Here is a 17,445-nt window from a genome sequence, read left to right on the forward strand (position 1 = left end):
TCAACATTTAAATAAGCCGTTCGGAAAATCATTTTTACTAATCAGGGCAAAGTTACTGTGAGTTAAGTATGTTACCTCTTTTTTTAAGATTTCAGCTTGATGAATATCGCCAATGTTTTCGAGTAATTTAATAAAATCATAAATATATTCCATGTATTGATGTTCTCCGGTTACTAAATATTCAAGTAAATTGTTTAAATACTGAAGATTCATCCGAAAATGATAGTTTTTTCCTGCCTTGTCTTGCTTTTTTGCCATGGTTAAATATTTTGTGGCGCCCTCGTAGTCCTTAGCATGAATTCTAGACGAAATTAAGTTAGTTAGCATATTATAAGCAAAGTTTATAGTCAACGGATCCCGTAGAGATTCGTCAGCAATGGGAAGGGCTCGAAAAAGAACTAGATCTTGTTGTTTTATACTAAAAAATCTAATTGTATTTGCCAGGATTAGATAATCATATTGTTGGTAATAATCCTTCTTTAGCAGATAATCAACAATTTTTTGAACTTCTTCACCAGTGAGAGGAGGGATTTCTTTCCAATATTGGGAAAAATAAACTTTGATAACAATATAATTCGAAAATTCTTTTAAGTTATGTTGAAATTTGGCTAATTTGAGATAGTAATCAATTAGTTTTTGCTTCGTAGTTTGGTTATCTAAATGTTCAGCGCAATAATAAAATAGCTCTCTAAACTTTTTTTGTTCTTTATCTAAAGAAACCCGTGAAAAAAATTCTTCAGGAGAAAGAGATAATTTTTTTAAAACTTCTGCTAACGTATCGATTCGGATGATTTGTTTTCCATGTTCAATTCGAGAATAGGAGGAAGGGTCTAAATGATCGTCCAACATTTCTTTCTGTGTAAGGTGTAATTTTTTTCTAAAAAAACGTAATGTTTCGCCTATATTCATATGTTTCACTCCTAAAAATTGCACGTATGATATAAAAATCAAGAATTACTAGATAAAATTCGATTATTAAAAAAATAAGCCCTTTTTTATGTTTTTTATGCAATATAATCAAATTGTTGTTTATTTCCGCCAAATCATTTGATAGTATGGAGTGGTAGAAGTTACTTATTGATAGAATAACTTTTAACTATTTGAATGATTGGAGGAATGAAAAATGGTTTTAGGTGTTGCAGCAGCATTAGTTGGTTTGTATGCTTTTATCGTTATCCCTTAAAAATACATGCATCCTCTAACACATCAAAGCTTGGGGAAGTTTAGTGCTGTTAGAAGATGCATGAAGAGTATTAAAAAAAATACTATTTATGTAATTATATCATATAAAAAACAAATTGAAAGCTATTTTTTACTATATTAGGTTTTTAATTTTTAGAAATTGTAAAAATAAATTTGAATGACTAGAAATAGGATGGACCATCTATCATAAAAGAAAACGCTCACGGTAGTGAAAGTGAGTGATCATTAAGCTTAATCGATTGTAAGTGACTTAAAGTTGATGTGTACTTTAAGTTTAAGCGATTTAATTATGATGATCATTGATTTGAGTGAGGAAATTGTTAAATAAATGATTTTGCTGGCAATTATGACTGGATTTATCCTCATGATTGCTTATTTTTTTTTATTGAAGCGAAATACTGATTGTTGTATAGTGAGTTTATTGAGGGGGAATAATCATTGATGATAAGCGAACTAAAACATCCATTCTTTGTTATTATTGGTCCTAGCGGCTCAGGGAAAACTAAAGTAGCGGAAGCAGTTTTTCCATCAGATTATAAAGTGATATCTCATACAACTCGCCCAATCCGAAATGACGAAAAAAATGGTGTTGATTACTATTTTGAAACGAAAGAACAATTTGAGAAACTACTAAATGATGGAGCTTTAGCAGAATATGATACGTATCACGGGAATCAGTACGGTGTAGGAATTGAGGAATTGATTCAAAAAACATCCAATCACTATGCGTATGATGTATTAACATTTCAAGGATTCCAAGAAATCGAAAAACAATTTGGCTGCATGGTTATTCCGATTTTTTTAGATGTATCTAAAAAAAATGTATTATCAAGATTACAAAGTAGACAAGATGATGCAGAGATTCTAAAACAACGAGGAGAGCTGTATGATCAAGATTCATATAATATAAATAAAGTGATTGCTTATTCAAATCACTATATAATTGATGGAAATCAATCATTTGAAAAAGTGGTTAGAGATGTAAAACAGACAGTAAATGAGGTAGTGGAAAAGACCTGAAACAAAGTCGGCTTTTTCACTATTTTTTTGTTTCAAAAAGATTATTAAAATAAAGAATTCATCTTTTCTATTGTTTTTTCATAACATAGTGATATAATGACAAGGTGTCATGTGACGCTTTGTCATATAAAAGAAAGGGATGCAATAGATGCCAAAAAAGACGTTTTTTCATTTAACAGAAGAGAAACAGCAGAGACTGTTAGAGGCAGCCTCAAGTGAATTTTCCAGAACCTCTTTGAAAGGGGCATCAATCGCCAATATTGTGAAACTAGCCGAGATACCCCGTGGTAGTTTTTATCAATATTTTGAGGATAAAGAAGATCTATATTATTATTATTTTGAATTGTTGCGACAAAAACGTAAAAAAAATATTGAAAAATATCTTAAAGAAGCTGATGGCGATCTATTTAAGGGAATGGAAGTATATTTTACAAAAGTAATTTTTGATGTGTTGACTGGAGAACATGTGTCATTCTATCAAAATTTTTTTATGAATATGGATTATCAGGCAACTAATCGAGTTTCTCCTCAATTTACAAGGAATGATGAAAAAGGGGCATACAGGCAAAAAAAACGTCATGGGCATGAACTGTATAAACTGATTGATCGTTCTGAAATATGTATTCAGGACGAACACGAATTCAAGATGTTAATGCAGATGATTATGAATACCGTCTATTCTTCAATCGCAGAAGGATATCGCCAACTTGAAGAAAATCCTAAATATAATATTGAACAGCTAGTTGATGATTTTAAGACCAAATTAGGTTGGTTGAAGAATGGAATTTGTAAATAGTAATAAGAGAAAAATGAAAACACTGAAATAAAAGAATTTATTCTTTTTAATTCAGTGTTTTTATTTGTAAAAAAAACGAAAATTCAGACTTTTCAGCTAATTACAAAAATGTAAGTTGTATGATATAGCGAATAATGGTTAAATGAAAGAGTAGGATATCTAAAGTTATTAAAATGATGTAGCTTTATGAAACGAAAAAAGGAGATGAGGAGAAGAGTGATGAAAAAAAGAACAATGATCATTATAGGGATAGTTGTAGTAGTACTTATTGGGATCTTTATTCTTCCAGGTTTATTGGGAGGAAAAAAAGAGGCTGGACCTGAAAAGAAAACAGCAACTGAAGATTTAGGAATCGAGTATTTCGAAGTTCCTGATATTGAACAAGTATACATCAATGGTGTGGTACAGCCAGAACAGGCTGAAGCATTTTCAAAAGATACAAAAATGACAAGTACTCCTGAAATCAAAGTGAAAAATGGCGATGTTGTCGAACCTGAAACAGAACTATTTACGTATGAAGATAAAGAAATAACAAAGGAAATTGAAGCACAAAATAATACGTTAAGCAAACTTGCAACAAAAAAACAGAATATTTATAATAAATGGAATCGAGCGATTGATAACTTTAATAAAACAAAAGAAGAAGAGCGAACGACATCAGGCGCTGCTATCGATGAACAACACCAAGCAGAAGTTGATGGTGTAGATGAAGAAATTCTCTTTTCAAATGAAACGATTGCTGATTTATCAGCAAAACAGTTTGTTTCAACAAAAGCAAAATTCAAAGGACGGGTTTCGATACCAGAAGTCAAAGACGAGAATGCACCAATTCTTCGTCTGACATCAGACGGCTTATATGTTGCTGGAAAAGTAAACGAAAAAGACTTAATGAAAATAGCAGTAGATCAAAAAGCAAATCTTTCAGTGGTTTCAAGTGGAACAACTGTTACAGGGAAGATTTCATATATTGACGATAATCCGCCGGAAGCACAAGCCAATCAAAACCAGAGTGAAGGGAATAGTGCGGATGCGTCAATGTCTACTTATAATGTAAAACTATCTCTTGATAGCTTAGAAGGAATCAAAAATGGCTATCATATGCAAGCAACTGTTAACCTAGGAGATAATAAACCTATTGAAGTTCCTAAAAAAGCAATTCATGATCAGGACGGAAAAAAATATGTTTTAGTTAATGATTTTGGGTCAGTGATCCGTCGCGATATTCAAATAGGTGAAGAAAAAGGGGATCAAACAGTTGTTAATTCTGGTTTGGAGTCTGCTGATAGAATCATTGTTTCTTCTAAGAAAGAAGTCAAAGAAGGTGATTTGATCGGTGACAGTAATGAAGAATCAGGAGAAACAGTACCAGCAGCTAAAGAATAGGAGGAGCTCATATGATACAAGAAGAACAAAGCCCGCGACCTCTCATTCAGATGCAAGCAATCAATAAATATTTTCCAGTCGGAAAAGAAAAATTGCACGTTTTAAAATCATTGGATTTGACTATCAATGAAGGTGAATTTATTATGATCATGGGAAAATCAGGAAGTGGAAAGACTACCTTGATGAACATTATCGGTTTTCTAGACCGAGTTTCCGATGGCAATTATCTTTTTAAAGGAGAAGATGTTTCTAAGCTTTCAGAGAATAAAAAATCCGAGTTTCGAAATGAGTATCTTGGTTTTATTTTTCAACAATTCTTTCTGATCAATTCATTGAATGTTAGCCAAAATGTACAATTACCTTGTGTTTATGAAGGGAAAAAAAGCAATGAAGAAAAACGTAAGATTGCTGAAAAATATTTAGAGTTAGTTGGTTTAGGTGAAAAAACAAAAGCAAAAGTAAATGAATTATCTGGTGGACAACAACAGCGTGTAGCAATTGCGCGTTCTTTAGTAAATGATCCGCTTTTGATCATGGCTGATGAACCTACTGGTGCATTGGATAGTGAAACAGGGACGGAAATCATGGAGTTATTGACGCAGTTGAATCGACAAGGAAAAACAATCGTAATGGTTACCCATGATAGCGACATGAAAAAATATGCTACTCGAGTCATTCATATGAAGGATGGACGTTTTCTTGAAGAAGAGGTGATTCGATGATCTCAAATTTACTGATTAGCACTTTATTAAGCTTACGAGCCCACAAACTGAGGGTATTTTTAACAATGATCGGCATCATTATTGGGATTGCCTCCGTTGTGACGATTTCAACATTAGGTGAAGGTATGAAAAAGCAAGTAATGTCGGCAACCAGTGTGATGAATACAGATGTTGTTAAGTTGCATTATACAATGCAAGATGAAAGCTCGAATGGTATGATGTCGTATGAAGAACCAGACTACAGTTTTTCTAGAGTGGATATGAAAAAAGTCAGAGATATTGAGGGGATTGAATCTATTTATCCTCAATATGGTGATGGTGTGATGGGCGATAATCTATCAACTCAGTTGGATTATTTTGGAGCCAAAGCAAATTTGATGGTTACATCGAATAGAGGACAAAATAACGTGAAATATGGGCGAGATTTTGATGAACGTGATATCAACAAAGATGTGATTATTCTAAATCATGAAATATTTGACACGAGTTTAAAGATGGATGACCCAGGTGAATTGATTGGAAAAGCTGTTTCAATCAATGGATACATGTACAAAGTAATTGGTATCTTAGAACCGTTTAATTATGAATCGCTGGATAATTCTGAAGCAATGTCTATTGATTGGAACACAGTGTCTAGTAGTTTTGTATCGAGAAGTTCATACAATAAACTTGCAACATCGAAATCAATCAGTGGTATTAATTTCAAATTAAAAGAAGGCACTGATAAACAAGCGGTCATTGCCCAAGCTGTTGCTATTTTAAATGAAAGACATCCTGATGTAAAAGGGATTTTTAAAGAAAATGATCAAGAACAGAAAAATCAGAAGCAAATGGAAGAGGCAATTGGTGGTATGACAATGTTCTTAATGGCTGTTACGGCAATTTCTCTTTTAGTTGGTGGAATTGGTGTGATGAATATCATGTATGTTTCTGTAACTGAAAGAAAACGCGAAATTGGTATTCGCAGAGCGATTGGGGCAAAGCCTCGGATGATTTTAATGCAGTTTCTTTTAGAAGCAGCGTTTATTACTTTGCTAGGAGGTTTGATCGGTGTTGGATTAGGGTATCTCCTTTCAACTTTAGTCGGTGGTTTCGTCGATATTGTACCAGTAATGACACCGGCAATCTTTGCTATATCAACAGTGGTATCTATCCTTACGGGTGTTATATTTGGGATTATTCCTGCAATTAGTGCATCTAGAATGGATCCGATCAAGGCCATTTATAACTAAGAAATATCTCTAATTATTAGCGCTAAAAGATGTATGAATTAGATATTCTGCATCTTTTTTTGTTTTCAATGATTAACTGGATCAGTTGTATGCTAATCGAGATACCTTTTATAAGGTAATATAGATTATCTTGGCATGTAAAAACTCCTTTCAATTTTGGAATTGGTATAGGAGAATAAAAATACAATTTCTCAAAAATTTCCTATATTTGTTATTTTTTTGAAAAGAGCATTTACTTGCTGAAATCACTGGAGATGTTTAGAATAAAAGTAGGGAGACATTCGGAGGGGGAAGACGAATGGAAAAGTTTCAATTATCAGAAGATGTATATATAAAAACGGTTGCACTTCGAGTAAAAGATGTAGAGAAAATGGTTAGCTTTTACAAAAATGTGTTGGGGTTTGTTTTAAAGTTGGAAGAGAATAATCTATCTATTTTCGGCTCGCAAGAAAAAGAGAGTCGTTTATTGATATTAGAAGAAATAGATTCTGAAGAAGATCGATTGGAAGTCTCTGATAAATCGGTCTGCTTTTCTTTGTTGATTCCAACAGAAGAAGAGTTTGGTAGTCTTTTAAGAAGAATTACAGCACATAATTATCCTATCTATAAATCAGTACAAAAAGGTCAACGAAAGAGTGTGTTTTTAGAAGATCCAGAGGGGAATGAACTGGAAGTTAGTTATCAAGGTTCTATAGAACAAGGGGAAGAAAAAGTTGAATTACTTGATATACAGCCCTTGATACAACGAAGTAAAGTTTTATACTCAAGCTTGTCGTCAGGCGTACGATTTGATCGTATTAAGCTACGTGTAGAAGACAAAACAGAGCATCATTGTTTTTATCAAGATATTTTGGGAATGACTTCTGAAAGTGATGGAGCTGACGCTCTTTCAATGAATAATCAGAATTTTTGGGTTCATTTAGATGATCCAATCAAGCAAACTGAGCCAAAAAAGGACTCTAAAGAGACTCTAGGATTGGATTTTTTCGTTCTAACGTTAACTCATGTAGATGAGATGAAGAAATTAAAACAGCATTTAGAAGATCAGAAACAAGAATTTTTTGTGGATAAAAAATTAACGATTTTGACCATTTATGATCCAAGTGAAATTGAATGGTGGTTTGTTAGAAATTAAGGAAATACAAATGAGGTAAATAAGTGATGTATGAAAAAACTAAGGAAAAAATCGAAGAATTAATGGATCAAGGGGTTTTTCCAGGTGTTAGTTTTTCGTTTATAAAGGACGGAAAAACAGAAGACCATACTTTTGGAAATGCTCAACTATTACCCACAATCGAACCGCTGAATCGTTCGTTACTTTTTGATGTAGCATCTTTGACCAAAGTCGTTTGTACCACAACGGTAGTCTTACAACTAAAAGAAGCAGGAGTAATCAACATTGATGCACCATTTAAAAAGTACTACTCAGCATTTGAAGATGAAAAAATAACGATTCGTCATTTGCTGACCCATACTTCTGATATTAAAAGTTACATTGAAAATCGAGATCTTTTAACAAAAGATGAATTGCGAGCAGCTTACAATCAAGTGCAATCAGGTGAGAAGTTAGGTAAAAAAGTTGCTTATACAGACACTGGCACAATTTTACTTGGGTTTATGTTAGAAGAAATAATCGGTAAAGAGGTCATTACGATTTTTAAAGAGCGTGTTTTACAGCCATTAGAGATGACTGCAAGTACTTTTTTACCGACGGATGCATCTAAAGTCGTACCAACTGAAAATCATGTTGTTAGAGGATTGATACGTGGAACAACACACGATCCAAAAGCATTTATTTTAGCCGAACATGCTGGAAATGCGGGACTATTCACGAATTTGACAGATCTAAAAAAATTTACAACAATGTATTTGAATAAAGGGCAATATAATGAAAAGAGAGTTCTTGAAAAAAATACAATTGATTCATTGTTAGTCAACCAAACACCTGACAATTGTGGAAATCGCTCATTAGGTTGGGATTTAAAAGACGACTTGACGGGGCGAGGGGTATTGTTTCATACTGGCTATACAGGTACTTTCTTATTGATCGATCCTGAAGAGCAAGAAGGGTTTATCTTCCTTTCTAATCGCGTTCATCCAGTAGATAAGAGAGCAGAGTACATTGAAAAAAGAGATGAACTAATTGAAATTTATTTAAAAGAAAAAATAACAAACAAAGATGAATCGCTTTCTTTTTAGTGGTATAATTGACGAGTATAAATGGAAGGGAGTCTCTAAACTATGCAGCAACCTTTATTTTTAAAACCAGTGTTTCAAGAAAAAATTTGGGGTGGAGATCGTTTACACACTGTATTCGGTTTTGATCTACCAAGTGACAAGATTGGGGAAGATTGGGCTATTAGTGCTCATCCTCATGGTGTAAGTACAGTGGAAAATGGTGATTTTTCTGGTCAAAAACTAGATGAACTTTGGACAAATCATCGTGAGTTATTCGGTAATGCCAAAGGAGATGTGTTTCCTTTATTGACGAAGATTTTGGATGCTGAAGATGATTTATCTGTACAAGTGCACCCAGATGATACTTATGGATTAGCGCATGAAGGTGAACTTGGAAAAACAGAGTGTTGGTATATTATCGACGCTGAACCTGGAGCAACCATCATTTATGGACATAATGCCAAGAGCCGTGAAGAACTTGAAGCGATGATCAAGGAAGAACGCTGGGATGACTTATTAAAAAAAGTTCCTGTTAAAAAAGGAGACTTTTTCTACGTACCTAGTGGAACGATCCATGCAATCGGTAAAGGAATCATGATTTTAGAAACACAGCAAAGTAGTGATACGACATATCGTGTATATGACTACGATAGAAAAGACGATCATGGACAAGCCAGAGAATTACATGTACAGCAATCAGTTGATGTAACTACTGTTCCTGCAAAAGATGCGCAATTGTCGATCCAACAACAGAACCAAGGACAATCTAGCATTATTACGTATTTGAAAACATCTTTTTTCAATGTCTATGAATGGCAAGTTAGAGGGGTGCTGAATTTAAAGAAAAATGCACCTTATACACTAGCTACAGTTATTGAAGGTATCGGTCGTTTGATTATTGAAGATGTAGATACAGTTAACAGTGACAGTTATGAATTGACCAAAGGAACAAGCTTTATTTTACCGAATGACATTGCTAAATGGCGTGTTGAAGGTGATTTGACGATTATTGCTTCAGAACCTGGAGTAGATGCATAAAGCAAAAAAAGTGTTAGGAAAATTTTCCTAACACTTTTTTGTTTTAGACAAAATCAGTTACTCAACGATTATCATGTCTTTAGGTACATTAAATGGCTCGTTGTATTTTTTTTCTAGAGCTGTTTTGATCAACCGAATGGCTAGATTTTCATTACGAGCTAGGATTGGTCCGTGGAAGTAGGAACCGAAGACATTTTTATAAATCACGCCCTCGGAGCCGTCTTCGCTGTTGTTTCCTTTTCCCTGGATTACTTTCCCTAATGGACGTTCTCCTTTTCCTAAAAATGTTCGACCATTATGATTTTCAAATCCATAATAGGTTTCATTAAATTCTTCGTTATGGATCACGATATCTCCAATATAGCGGTTATTATCTTGACTTAATGTATAATGATCTAAAGCTGCTATTCCGTGGATTTTTTCCCCTTTAGCCCCCATATAATAGTGACCTAACAATTGGAACCCACCGCAAATTGCCAGCATTACACCGTCATTTTCGATATATTCAGTCAAGGTTTCTTTTTTTGTTTGGATATCTTCTGAAATAATCAGCTGTTCAAAATCTTGACCTCCGCCAACAAAAACTAAATCATATTTATTTGGATCAAAAGGCTCATAAATACTGATGATTTCAGAGCGGAAGCTCACATTCATTTTTTCGGAAAGGTATTTTAACATAAGTATGTTGCCATTATCACCGTAAGTATTCAATAAATTTCCGTATAAGTGACAGACAATTAATTCTTTTGGCACTAATCATTCCTCCTTGTATAAATAGATGGTTAACAACAGTTTTTTTTGAAATTTATTGAAATCATAGAAAAGTACGATGCAGTTAGTTTTTTAGGTAACCTTGTGCAGTTAGTGATTTTCTTAACTGAAGAACAGCTGTATATGTGGCTAAAATATAAACATGTTCTGTTGGCAATTCTTTGATTGCTGTAATCACGTTGTCTAAATCAGGAATTTCTTTCAAATTATCTTCAGGGATTCCCGCCACTTTTAAACGTAAGGCCATATCTGAATGGCGATCACCACCAGCAATTACTTCTGGAATATTCATTTTAGCTAAGGCTTCATGATCACCATCCCAGATCCAACTAATATCAATACCATCTGCGTAATTTGCGTTCAATAAAGAGACAAGAGAGAAAGAATATGGAGCAAGAGCCATCATATCAATGACTTGATTCAAACCAACAGGATTTTTGACCAGAATTAAGGTACATAGTTTACCATTGATATTGATTGTTTCTTGACGACCAAAGACTTTTTCATCATAGCTTAAACCTGCCTTGATTTTCTCTGATGAGACGCCGTAATGTTCAGCAACTGCAGTAGCGGCCAAAGCATTATACACATTGTACATGCCACCAACTGCGATACTATATTCAGCACCGTCGATCACAAAATCCGCAGAAGTATTGTCCATTTTAACTATTTCGGTTAATTGCACGTCAAGCTCTGGTCGATGGAAACCACAGTTTGGACAATAATATTTACCGAGGTTAGCATAGGTGATCATTTTATAGTGTAAAATATGATGACATTTTGGACAAAGCAATCCATCTGTGTTGTAATGGGCCATTTGCTCTTCATCCGCCTTATGATTAAAACCATAATATTTTCTTGGATTAACTGTTTCCACTGAATTGAAGATCGGTGAATCACCATTACAAAGAATCGGTGCATTCGGCGCTGCAGCAGCTCCATCAACTATTAGTTTATACGTAGTATAAATTTCACCATAACGATCCATTTGATCTCGGAAAATATTTGTAAATAAAAATAATTTTGGTTCAATATATTTTGTGACACGACTTAGACTGGCTTCATCAATTTCTAGAACAGCAAATTTTTTCTTTGCCCCTTTATTTTTAGCAGACAAAAATGTCGAAACGATTCCTTGCTCCATATTCGCTCCAGTTGGATTAGTCAGTACATGATCGAATTCTTGTCTTAAAATATTTACCGTTAAAGCGGTCGTCAATGTTTTTCCATTTGTACCAGTCACAACGACGATTTCATAATCTTTTGCTAAGGTATCCAAAATTTTTGGATCGATTTTTAGTGCTAATTTTCCAGGGTAGCTGCTACCGCCTTTAAAAAAAGTTTGCAGTACCCATTGAGAAGTTTTTCCAGCGGCTATCGCTACGTGACTTCTGATTCCCATAAAGTGCCCTCCAATTTATATCCACTATCGTTGTTGAATTCAACAATAAACTCAATCTATAATACCACAATTAAAAAAAAAAATTAATTCCTTTTACTCTTTCTTACTATATTATGATTTTATCCGCTACTCTATTTAGAAAAGTGAAGAAATAATAAAAACAAAAAATAGACAGTGATGCTCAAAGAGAGCACGACTGTCTATTAAGGGTATGACTATTATTTAGCATCAATGTAACTATATAGAGTATACTTTGAGATATTGAAATATCCAGCGACTTTATCGCCTGATTTCGTCACGAGAAAAGCGCCCTTGCTGTTTAAAAACTGGATACATTTTATTTTATCGTCTTTTGTCATCAAAGGAACAGGTTTTCCAACTAATTTCACTGATTCTTCAATTAAATCATCTAAAAGTTCATTGATATCCTGAGGAATATAGTCAGGTTCTTTATCATTTTCTTGTTCGTCAATCGATACAAGGGATTTTAGAGTTGATTCAGCAGCAATCAGAGCAGTAATATCATAATTGATCGCAAAAATTCCATCTAGACTACCTGATTTATCTTTAAAATATACGGTACTTGATTTTAAAATTCTTCCATCATGTGTTCGGGTTAAATAATTGACATGGTCAATCAAATCAGCTGGATCTTTTTTTAATGCTTCCAAAACTACTTGAGAAGGTCCATCTCCAAGTTGGCGAGAAGAAACGTGACCGTTTTCGATAGATACAATCGTATTGTTTACATTGTTTTCGTTGATCTTATGGATGACGATTTCACAATTCTCACCGAACTGACCAGCTAAAGCCTTTGCGACTTGAGTCAGAAAGTTTAATTTTTCATCTGAGAGCATGGTTTCACTCCTTTCTATAGGAAGTTATGTCAAATATTGGGTAGGTGCTATACGTGTTCTTTCAATGTTATATAGGAAAGAACAGCTAAATTACAGTATATCAATAGAAAAAATCAACATCTGTAACTAGCTTTGTGTGTAATGATATCATGCGGTAAATCATAATACAAGACAATGGGCACACTGCACTAAAAAATATTTTTTAGGTAGCATTGTTTTTTTTTAGGTTAAGTGGTATAATTTATTCGAGTTAAGAGAAATAGTTTGCAGTAAATGGGTTTGCAAGCGCTTTTTCGGAGTCGAGTGAGAGTGAAATTGTAGGTGCTTATATCGACTAGATAGTGAATAAATTAACAATATTGTTGTAAGCGTTTTCTGTTTTAGTCAAAAATAATATGAAACTATAGGAGGGCAATGATGTTACTAATAGGAAATGGAAGACTGATCACCAGAGACGGGGAAGGTACATTCATTGGTGATGGTTGTGTCGCAATCGAAGGTCAGAAAATCAATGCAGTGGGAACGACAGCAAATTTACGGAAAGAGTTTCCAGTAGCTGAATTTATTGATGCAAAAGGTGGAGTGATCATGCCTGGGTTCATCAATATGCATAATCATATTTATAGTACATTTGCTAGAGGACTAAGTATCAATGGCTACCATCCCAAAAATTTTATGGATATTTTGGAAGGTCAGTGGTGGCGGATCGATCGAACATTGAATTTGGAAGACTCATATCATAGCGCAAAAATTGCTTATTTAGATAGTATTAAAAATGGAGTCACGACTGTTTTCGATCATCATGCTAGTTATGGATCGATTGAAGGCAGTTTAACACAACTTTCTAATGCTGCGGATGAATTAGGTGTTCGGACCTGTTTATGCTATGAAGTCTCTGATAGAGAAGGTGAAAAACAGATGAAAGCAGCAGTCAAAGAAAATGCTGATTTTATTAAGGTAAGTGGAAGTCGTACAGATGACATGCAAAAAGCTATGATGGGCATGCACGCAGCGTTTACATTGTCAGATCAATCGCTAGAATATTGTGCCGCACATACGCCAGAAGGGGTAGGCTATCATATTCATATCGCAGAAGACATTGCAGATGTATATGACTCATTAACAAAATATGGAAAACCGATTGTAAATCGATTGTATGATCTGGGGATTTTAGGTAAGCAAACGATGGCAGGACACTGTATTCATATCGGACCTCATGAGATGGAGTTACTGCGAGATACAAATACAATGGTGGTAACAAACCCAGAATCTAATATGGGAAATGCTGTTGGTTGCCCACCTGCGATGCGTATGCTTAATGAGTACGGCATTTTAATGGGGCTAGGTACTGACGGATACACAAACGATGTAACCGAATCATACAAAGTTGGGAATGTAATCCATAAACATCATTTAGCAGATCCTAATGCCGCGTGGACAGAAATTCCGCAAATGCTATTTCAAAACAACCCTCAAATGGCAAATCGCTATTTTGAAAAGAAATTAGGTGTCATAGAGACTGATGCAGCAGCAGATGTGATCGTGTTAGATTACAAAGGACCAACACCAATGACTAAAGATAACTATAACGCTCATATCTTATTTGGTATGAATGGTTCTGCGGTCACCGATACGATCATCAATGGAGAAATTCGTATGAGGAATCGTGAAGTGCAAGGTGTTGATGAAGAAAAAATCTGGCAGGATGCCCAAACACAAGCTCAATCGCTTTGGACGAGAATTAATAGCTAGTGATTTTTGACTATAAAAATAAAAAGGAGTGACGAACATGAGTGATATCATGCACCCGATTTCGATCGATGGGTTATTGAACTGGATTTTAAATGAGTACAAAAATGAATCAACTATTTTTGGTATAAGGAAGTTTTTCCAAGCAGATCCCAATAAGACTATGACTTTATTTGGCGAAAAAATGGAAACACCTTGTGGCCCAGCTGCAGGACCACATACACAATTATCTCAAAATATTATAGCATCCTATTTAACTGGTTCACGTTTTTTTGAAGTCAAGACCGTTCAAATCATCGACGGGGAAGATTTACCAGTGAGTAAACCATGTATTACTGCAGCAGATGAGTGCTATAACGTGGAATGGTCGACTGAACTGCGAGTTCCCCAAGCTTATGATGAGTATGTTAAAGGGTGGTTTGTTTTAAAGCTACTTAGTAAAGAATTTGATTTAGGTGATCCAAATGGTTTCATCTTTAATATGAGTGTTGGCTATGATTTAGCTGGAATTCAGTCGCCAAAGGTTGATAAGTACATTACAGATATGCAAGATGCTGAAGGCACACCGATTTGGCAAGAGTGTAAAGAAGCCGCTTATAAATATTTAGCCCAATTTAAAAAAATCGACCGAGAATATATTGATGGCATCAGTTCAAGAGTTTGTCACTCGATCACTCTTTCCACACTACACGGCTGTCCATCAGACGAAATAGAGCGAATCACTACGTATTTGTTAGAGACGAAAGGGTTGAATTCATTTATTAAATGTAATCCAACAATGCTAGGTTACACATACACACGTCAAACGATGGATGAATTGGGCTTTGATTATATGGTCTTTGATGATCATCATTTTGTAGAAGATTTACAATTTGAAGATGCGGTCCCAATGTTGAAACGACTTCAAAATTTGGCTGATACTAAAGGGCTGAACTTTGGTGTAAAAATCACCAATACGTTTCCTGTGGAAATTGCTGAAGAGGAACTACCTGGAGATGAAATGTATATGTCAGGGCGCTCATTATTCCCATTGAGTATTTCTTTGGCTAAAAAATTATCAGATGCTTTTGACGGAAAACTACAAATTTCTTATTCAGGTGGAGCAGATATTTTTAATATCAAAGATATTTTTGATGCGGGTATTTGGCCGATTACAATGGTAACGACTTTATTAAAACCAGGTGGCTATCAGAGGATGAACCAAGTGGCTAATCTTCTCGGAGATTCAGCTTATCCAACACAGGTTCAAGTTGATTTAGAGAAACTTACTACGATTGTTGAAAAGGCGAAGTCACAAGCACGATATAAAAAATCGATTAAATTACAAGAGAGTCCCAAACTTCGGACAACTGTTCCTCTGACTAACTGCTACACAGCACCTTGCCGCAGTGACGGAGGCTGTCCAATCAATCAGGATATTCCTGCATACCTTCGCTATGTAAGTGAAGGCAATTATTTAGAGGCATTAAAGGTAATCGTAGATAAAAATCCGTTGCCATTTATTACAGGAACAATTTGTGCCCATCCCTGTATGACCAAATGTACGCGCCAGTTTTATGAAGGAGCGATCAAAATTCGCGAGGCAAAATTGGAAGCTGCTGAACATGCTTACGATGAGCTAATGGCAACGCTGAAAAAACCAGTTCGCAAAGAAAATGCTCCTAAAACAGCTGTTGTTGGCGGAGGTCCGGCCGGAATTTCTGCAGGGTATTTACTTGCCCGTGAAGGAATGCCTGTTACTGTATTTGAAAAAGCAGATACAATTGGTGGTGTTTGCAGCCAAATCGTTCCAGAATTTCGAATTTCAATGAAATCTGTTCAAAACGATGTAGAAATGGCGAAATTTATGGGTGCTGAATTTAAGACAGGGCAAGCCGCACCGAGTATTGAAGCCTTGCGGGAACAAGGATACACTAATGTTATTTATGCGATTGGCGCATGGAAACATGGGAAATTAAGCTTAGAAGCAGGAGAAACACTAAATTCATTAGAATTTTTAAAAGCAAATCGTGAAAATCCCAAAGTTAATCCTTATGGTGAACAAATCGTAGTTGTCGGTGGTGGAAATACAGCGATGGACTGTGCTAGAGCTGCAACTACATTACCAGGAGTAAATAAAGTTTCAGTTGTTTACCGCAGGGATAAACGAAATATGCCAGCGGATGAGGAAGAATTGTATCTTGCTTTAGAAGATGGTGTAGAATTTTTAGAGTTATTATCGCCAATCAAATTGGTAGATGGGTTACTTACTTGTGAAAAAATGCGCTTAGGTGATCGTGATAACACTGGACGTCGTAAACCTGTAGCAACAGGAGAATTTACAGAAGTACCAGCGGATACAATAATTGCCGCAGTTGGTGAAAAAGTGGATACTGATTTCTATCAGTCAATTGGCATCACAACAGATCAGTATGGAAAAGTTGTATCAAATCAAGAAACGCTAGAAACAAACCTAAAAAATGTTTACGTAATTGGTGATGCGAATTTAGGACCAGCCACAATTGTTGAAGCTATTGCTGATGCAACGAAGGCTGCTGGTGCCATTTGTGAAATTCATAATCATCATTGTGAACAAACTAATCTTAATGGTGATGTGGCATCAGTGCGTAATAAACGAGGCGTATTAGAAACAAAAGAAGCATTATGTGGGCAAGCTAGTAATTGTCTAGAATGTTCAACGATTTGTGAATCGTGTATGGATGTTTGCCCAAATAGAGCGAATATTGTTGTAAATGTCAAAGGACAGCCACAACCGCAAATTGTTCATGTAGATCGAATGTGTAATGAATGTGGTAACTGCGAAACGTTCTGTCCTTACGCAAGTGCTCCGTATAAAGATAAATTCACTTTATTCAATACAGAAGCTGATTTTGAAAATAGTACGAATTCTGGATTCTATGTAATCGATCCAAGCAAAAAAATATGCCTTGTTCGTTTATGGGGCAATGTATCAACGATTCGTTTAGATGAACAAGGAGCAGCGATTCCAAAAGATATCATCGATTTAATGGATACGATGATTGAAGAGTATGAATACTGTATGCAAATGTAACAAGACATGAGTTGCGCAAAACAACTTCTGAATGATGGAGGT

Annotated in this window: 14 protein-coding genes; 10 read left to right on the forward strand and 4 right to left on the reverse strand. The window is 35.1% G+C overall.

What is annotated here, in order from left to right; genetic code table 11:
* Entirely contained in the window at positions 1-909 is a 909-nt protein-coding gene (locus AC4BB7_RS06620) for a helix-turn-helix domain-containing protein (protein ID WP_490484815.1), read from the reverse strand.
* Positions 910-1,644: 735 nt separating this feature from the next.
* On the opposite strand from AC4BB7_RS06620, the gene AC4BB7_RS06625 reads away from it, so the two are divergent.
* The 8 genes from AC4BB7_RS06625 to manA all read left to right on the forward strand — a co-directional run bounded on the left by AC4BB7_RS06625 (position 1,645) and on the right by manA (position 9,572).
* Positions 1,645-2,223 (forward strand): guanylate kinase, encoded by a 579-nt coding sequence (locus AC4BB7_RS06625; RefSeq protein WP_490485126.1) that lies wholly within the window; start codon positions 1,645-1,647, stop codon positions 2,221-2,223.
* A 148-nt stretch (positions 2,224-2,371) separates the two neighbouring features.
* Complete coding sequence (locus AC4BB7_RS06630; RefSeq protein WP_490484816.1) at positions 2,372-3,019, forward strand: TetR/AcrR family transcriptional regulator; 648 nt, start codon at positions 2,372-2,374, stop codon at positions 3,017-3,019.
* Between the two features lie 219 nt (positions 3,020-3,238).
* A complete protein-coding gene (locus tag AC4BB7_RS06635) occupies positions 3,239-4,402 on the forward strand; it encodes an efflux RND transporter periplasmic adaptor subunit (RefSeq protein WP_490484817.1) in 1,164 nt (387 codons plus the stop codon).
* An 11-nt stretch (positions 4,403-4,413) separates the two neighbouring features.
* Complete coding sequence (locus AC4BB7_RS06640) at positions 4,414-5,124, forward strand: ABC transporter ATP-binding protein (protein ID WP_086312533.1); 711 nt, start codon at positions 4,414-4,416, stop codon at positions 5,122-5,124.
* Positions 5,121-6,356 carry an ABC transporter permease gene (locus AC4BB7_RS06645; protein ID WP_086312535.1) on the forward strand — a complete coding sequence of 412 codons (1,236 nt, stop codon included), beginning with the start codon at positions 5,121-5,123 and terminating at the stop codon, positions 6,354-6,356. The genes AC4BB7_RS06640 and AC4BB7_RS06645 overlap by 4 nt, the downstream gene beginning before the upstream one ends.
* Before the next feature lie 298 nt (positions 6,357-6,654).
* Positions 6,655-7,491 (forward strand): VOC family protein, encoded by an 837-nt coding sequence (locus AC4BB7_RS06650; RefSeq protein WP_490484818.1) that lies wholly within the window; start codon positions 6,655-6,657, stop codon positions 7,489-7,491.
* Between the two features lie 26 nt (positions 7,492-7,517).
* Positions 7,518-8,555: a serine hydrolase domain-containing protein gene (locus tag AC4BB7_RS06655; RefSeq protein ID WP_086312538.1), complete on the forward strand. Its 1,038-nt coding sequence runs from the start codon at positions 7,518-7,520 to the stop codon at positions 8,553-8,555.
* A 42-nt stretch (positions 8,556-8,597) separates the two neighbouring features.
* Positions 8,598-9,572, forward strand: coding sequence for a mannose-6-phosphate isomerase, class I (manA, locus tag AC4BB7_RS06660; RefSeq protein ID WP_086312540.1), 975 nt, complete (start codon positions 8,598-8,600; stop codon positions 9,570-9,572).
* A 57-nt stretch (positions 9,573-9,629) separates the two neighbouring features.
* Here the strand turns inward: manA and AC4BB7_RS06665 are convergent, their stop codons facing one another.
* From AC4BB7_RS06665 to AC4BB7_RS06675, 3 genes are all read right to left on the reverse strand, one after another.
* Entirely contained in the window at positions 9,630-10,325 is a 696-nt protein-coding gene (locus AC4BB7_RS06665; protein WP_490484819.1) for a type 1 glutamine amidotransferase, read from the reverse strand.
* 82 nt (positions 10,326-10,407) lie between these two features.
* Positions 10,408-11,745, reverse strand: a complete 1,338-nt coding sequence (locus tag AC4BB7_RS06670; protein ID WP_490484820.1) for a MurT ligase domain-containing protein — start codon at positions 11,743-11,745, stop codon at positions 10,408-10,410.
* Positions 11,746-11,963: 218 nt separating this feature from the next.
* On the reverse strand, positions 11,964-12,602 hold the full coding sequence (locus tag AC4BB7_RS06675; RefSeq protein WP_086312546.1) for a helix-turn-helix transcriptional regulator: 639 nt from the start codon (positions 12,600-12,602) through the stop codon (positions 11,964-11,966).
* Between the two features lie 417 nt (positions 12,603-13,019).
* On the opposite strand from AC4BB7_RS06675, the gene ssnA reads away from it, so the two are divergent.
* Together ssnA and ygfK are read left to right on the forward strand one after the other, a co-directional pair.
* On the forward strand, positions 13,020-14,354 hold the full coding sequence (gene ssnA / locus AC4BB7_RS06680; protein ID WP_490484821.1) for a putative aminohydrolase SsnA: 1,335 nt from the start codon (positions 13,020-13,022) through the stop codon (positions 14,352-14,354).
* A 37-nt stretch (positions 14,355-14,391) separates the two neighbouring features.
* Complete coding sequence (gene ygfK / locus AC4BB7_RS06685; RefSeq protein ID WP_490484822.1) at positions 14,392-17,403, forward strand: putative selenate reductase subunit YgfK; 3,012 nt, start codon at positions 14,392-14,394, stop codon at positions 17,401-17,403.
* Positions 17,404-17,445 lie beyond the last annotated feature (42 nt).

The organism is Enterococcus sp. AAFC-DPL-5182 (assembly GCF_058216605.1).

Excerpts from the sequence above, each read along its gene's own strand:
- AC4BB7_RS06645 (WP_086312535.1), top strand. The coding sequence starts at position 5,121 with ATGATCTCAAATTTACTGATTAGCACTTTATTAAGCTTACGAGCCCAC.
- AC4BB7_RS06630 (WP_490484816.1), top strand. The coding sequence starts at position 2,372 with ATGCCAAAAAAGACGTTTTTTCATTTAACAGAAGAGAAACAGCAGAGA.
- AC4BB7_RS06640 (WP_086312533.1), top strand. The coding sequence starts at position 4,414 with ATGATACAAGAAGAACAAAGCCCGCGACCTCTCATTCAGATGCAAGCA.
- ssnA (WP_490484821.1), top strand. The coding sequence starts at position 13,020 with ATGTTACTAATAGGAAATGGAAGACTGATCACCAGAGACGGGGAAGGT.
- AC4BB7_RS06655 (WP_086312538.1), top strand. The coding sequence starts at position 7,518 with ATGTATGAAAAAACTAAGGAAAAAATCGAAGAATTAATGGATCAAGGG.
- ygfK (WP_490484822.1), top strand. The coding sequence starts at position 14,392 with ATGAGTGATATCATGCACCCGATTTCGATCGATGGGTTATTGAACTGG.
- AC4BB7_RS06635 (WP_490484817.1), top strand. The coding sequence starts at position 3,239 with ATGAAAAAAAGAACAATGATCATTATAGGGATAGTTGTAGTAGTACTT.
- AC4BB7_RS06670 (WP_490484820.1), bottom strand. The coding sequence starts at position 11,745 with ATGGGAATCAGAAGTCACGTAGCGATAGCCGCTGGAAAAACTTCTCAA.
- AC4BB7_RS06620 (WP_490484815.1), bottom strand. The coding sequence starts at position 909 with ATGAATATAGGCGAAACATTACGTTTTTTTAGAAAAAAATTACACCTT.
- manA (WP_086312540.1), top strand. The coding sequence starts at position 8,598 with ATGCAGCAACCTTTATTTTTAAAACCAGTGTTTCAAGAAAAAATTTGG.
- AC4BB7_RS06675 (WP_086312546.1), bottom strand. The coding sequence starts at position 12,602 with ATGCTCTCAGATGAAAAATTAAACTTTCTGACTCAAGTCGCAAAGGCT.
- AC4BB7_RS06625 (WP_490485126.1), top strand. The coding sequence starts at position 1,645 with ATGATAAGCGAACTAAAACATCCATTCTTTGTTATTATTGGTCCTAGC.
- AC4BB7_RS06650 (WP_490484818.1), top strand. The coding sequence starts at position 6,655 with ATGGAAAAGTTTCAATTATCAGAAGATGTATATATAAAAACGGTTGCA.